Source organism: Borreliella afzelii, assembly GCF_014202295.1.
Classification (GTDB): Bacteria; Spirochaetota; Spirochaetia; order Borreliales; family Borreliaceae; genus Borreliella; species Borreliella afzelii.
The window spans coordinates 1-3,466 of record NZ_JACHGM010000024.1; the positions used below are offsets into that span (position 1 = coordinate 1).

At 26.4% G+C, this 3,466-nt stretch carries 2 protein-coding genes; one reads left to right on the plus strand and one right to left on the minus strand.

Features of this window, described 5'->3' with window-relative positions:
• Window positions 1-146: 146 nt before the first annotated feature.
• On the plus strand, window positions 147-701 hold the full coding sequence (locus HNP63_RS06445) for a P52 family lipoprotein (protein ID WP_073999278.1): 555 nt from the start codon (window positions 147-149) through the stop codon (window positions 699-701).
• Between the two features lie 1,968 nt (window positions 702-2,669).
• Here HNP63_RS06445 and HNP63_RS06450 read toward each other — a convergent pair.
• On the minus strand, window positions 2,670-3,224 hold the full coding sequence (locus HNP63_RS06450; RefSeq protein ID WP_073999278.1) for a P52 family lipoprotein: 555 nt from the start codon (window positions 3,222-3,224) through the stop codon (window positions 2,670-2,672).
• Window positions 3,225-3,466: the final 242 nt, after the last annotated feature.

Here is a 3,466-nt window from a genome sequence, read left to right on the forward strand (position 1 = left end):
AAAAGATAAAATTGGTATAAACTTGCACATTATGTTTATTCTTTCTAAAAAAGTCTATCTTGGCAGGAGATTTTTAACAAGCATAGTAAATAGTATTTAGATAAACTTATATATTAGATTACTTCAGCAGTAAATAAGGAGTACGTATGAAAACTTTGGTTGGCGCTTGTATAGTAACATTGGCTGTATTGGGTTGTTATTTGCCTGATAAACAGAAACAAGCCGTTCAAACTTTTTTTAAGAATTCACAAAGTAGTGATATAGGTTCTGATGAGATTGTTGCTGATGAAATTGTTGCTGATGGGATATTTGATAATTTAAAATTATATATGACTGAGCATAATTTGTTAGTTGATATAAAAAAGACCATAATCAGTTTAAAAGATCCTAATTATCGTGCTGTACCCCCAGTGCGTGACTATAATGAGGAGTATTTTAATAAATTCTTTTTAGATTTGGGGTCTGAGCGATCTAAAGAATTGATTAAGTTGTTTGGCAAGATAAAAAATGAGCAGGATGATGATAAATTTAAAAGAGAAGCTTATTGGCTATATTCATGTATAAGGGATTTATATTCTTCAGATATTAAGTATTCTGGTGAAAACGGGAATGAGTATATTGTTGATATGCCTAGGAGGCCCACTATTGATCAACAATATCTTAAAGTGAAGGGAGTAATAGAACAGTATGCTTTAAGATGATTATTGTCTACTAATTTTAAGATAATTTTAATTTTTAGTATTAATGTTTTGATAAAAAAATAAAAAGCATGGCTATAATAGGATTGTTTAGGAGTAGAAATGTGTAACAACGGGTGTTATAATAATGATTCAAAAAATAAAGTGTTTTTAAATTTTTATTACTTTAATAGAGAGCAATAACAGGCTTATTAATAAGGAAATAAGATCAAGGCAAAGTTGATTTATAGATTCTGAAGTTATGGTTTTGGATTTTTTTAAAAAAGGGGATTAGGTATAATTAAATTGATGTTGTTTATTTATATTGATGATGTCATGTAGATGCTTTGGGATGAAATTATTAGTGGAAGCAAAAAAATAGTAAACTATTAGTTGTGGAAATTAATCAAGTATTAAATATATAAATAAAATTATAGGATCCAAATTAAAAATTAAGACATTAGGTGTAGAAGAGTTTGTAAAATTGGCATAAGAGGCTATGATTGGTTCTGAAAATATCTGCTCAAGAAGTTAACATAAGAAGAGTAAAGGCAATAATACTATAATAGTAAGAGATATCCTCAATTTAATTAAATCAATTTAATGTATCAAAAAAGATTTATTTTAAAATTATTGATTAATTTAGGCTATTATGCTTCATAAGTGGTTGCTGCTAATTAATCTAGGAAATGGACCAATGAATAATAAATTAATTTATTGGGGGAGATGTTGAAAACATTGGTAGTTGTTGATGATAATAATTGGGCCTATAATAATCTTTAATTACTATTGGACAAATTTAATAGTGAAGAGTCTTTAATAATAGCAATAGCAAGTAATTTAATACTATATGTTAAGGTAATTAATTTGCAACATAAAAATGCAGCAAGGAGCATACATTTGTTCTAACCAATATACCAGATTTTTATATTAAGAAATGAAATTAATTTCGGGTTAGGATTATTTAAGTTCATGAGAGCACGCTTTCATACTAATTAAAAATTATATATATAATTTTTAATTAGTATGAAAGCGTGCTCTCATGAACTTAAATAATCCTAACCCGAAATTAATTTCATTTCTTAATATAAAAATCTGGTATATTGGTTAGAACAAATGTATGCTCCTTGCTGCATTTTTATGTTGCAAATTAATTACCTTAACATATAGTATTAAATTACTTGCTATTGCTATTATTAAAGACTCTTCACTATTAAATTTGTCCAATAGTAATTAAAGATTATTATAGGCCCAATTATTATCATCAACAACTACCAATGTTTTCAACATCTCCCCCAATAAATTAATTTATTATTCATTGGTCCATTTCCTAGATTAATTAGCAGCAACCACTTATGAAGCATAATAGCCTAAATTAATCAATAATTTTAAAATAAATCTTTTTTGATACATTAAATTGATTTAATTAAATTGAGGATATCTCTTACTATTATAGTATTATTGCCTTTACTCTTCTTATGTTAACTTCTTGAGCAGATATTTTCAGAACCAATCATAGCCTCTTATGCCAATTTTACAAACTCTTCTACACCTAATGTCTTAATTTTTAATTTGGATCCTATAATTTTATTTATATATTTAATACTTGATTAATTTCCACAACTAATAGTTTACTATTTTTTTGCTTCCACTAATAATTTCATCCCAAAGCATCTACATGACATCATCAATATAAATAAACAACATCAATTTAATTATACCTAATCCCCTTTTTTAAAAAAATCCAAAACCATAACTTCAGAATCTATAAATCAACTTTGCCTTGATCTTATTTCCTTATTAATAAGCCTGTTATTGCTCTCTATTAAAGTAATAAAAATTTAAAAACACTTTATTTTTTGAATCATTATTATAACACCCGTTGTTACACATTTCTACTCCTAAACAATCCTATTATAGCCATGCTTTTTATTTTTTTATCAAAACATTAATACTAAAAATTAAAATTATCTTAAAATTAGTAGACAATAATCATCTTAAAGCATACTGTTCTATTACTCCCTTCACTTTAAGATATTGTTGATCAATAGTGGGCCTCCTAGGCATATCAACAATATACTCATTCCCGTTTTCACCAGAATACTTAATATCTGAAGAATATAAATCCCTTATACATGAATATAGCCAATAAGCTTCTCTTTTAAATTTATCATCATCCTGCTCATTTTTTATCTTGCCAAACAACTTAATCAATTCTTTAGATCGCTCAGACCCCAAATCTAAAAAGAATTTATTAAAATACTCCTCATTATAGTCACGCACTGGGGGTACAGCACGATAATTAGGATCTTTTAAACTGATTATGGTCTTTTTTATATCAACTAACAAATTATGCTCAGTCATATATAATTTTAAATTATCAAATATCCCATCAGCAACAATTTCATCAGCAACAATCTCATCAGAACCTATATCACTACTTTGTGAATTCTTAAAAAAAGTTTGAACGGCTTGTTTCTGTTTATCAGGCAAATAACAACCCAATACAGCCAATGTTACTATACAAGCGCCAACCAAAGTTTTCATACGTACTCCTTATTTACTGCTGAAGTAATCTAATATATAAGTTTATCTAAATACTATTTACTATGCTTGTTAAAAATCTCCTGCCAAGATAGACTTTTTTAGAAAGAATAAACATAATGTGCAAGTTTATACCAATTTTATCTTTTCTCAAGAATTATTAAATACTAAATCATTATATTGATTTTAATAAAAATATTATTATTTTAACAATCTATTATTAATACAATAAAATTTTATATTAA

Bases quoted from the DNA above. Each gene is read 5' to 3' on its own strand.
- HNP63_RS06445 (WP_073999278.1), top strand. From the start codon at position 147: ATGAAAACTTTGGTTGGCGCTTGTATAGTAACATTGGCTGTATTGGGT.
- HNP63_RS06450 (WP_073999278.1), bottom strand. From the start codon at position 3,224: ATGAAAACTTTGGTTGGCGCTTGTATAGTAACATTGGCTGTATTGGGT.